Below are 255 nucleotides of genomic sequence, written 5' to 3'. Positions count from 1 at the left end.
GGACCTGAAATTGAATGGAATGAAAAGTTCTTGGACTTTGTAGATCATTACGGGTTTACCCCTAAGGTCCATCGACCTTATCGTCCTCAAACAAAAGGAAAGGTGGAACGTTTCATTGGCTACATGATTGGATGGCTAGAGACATCTTCCGTCCAATCCTTACAGGATTTGAACCGGACACTTATGAGGTGGGTAGAAGACACCGCGAATCAACGTGTTCACTCTACAACAGAACGGAAGCCTGTAGAGTTATGG

The 255-nt window shown here is 44.7% G+C and carries 1 protein-coding gene; it reads left to right on the top strand.

Annotated elements, in window-relative coordinates; all coding sequences use genetic code 11:
• A partial coding sequence (locus LF822_RS22765) for an integrase core domain-containing protein (RefSeq protein ID WP_371925997.1) occupies positions 1-255 on the top strand: 255 nt, incomplete at both ends.

The organism is Halobacillus sp. A5 (assembly GCF_024189315.1).
Classification (GTDB): Bacteria; Bacillota; Bacilli; order Bacillales; family Halobacillaceae; genus Halobacillus_A.
Note: the sequence above shows the minus strand (reverse complement) of the source record. Positions and strands in the feature narration are given on the sequence as shown.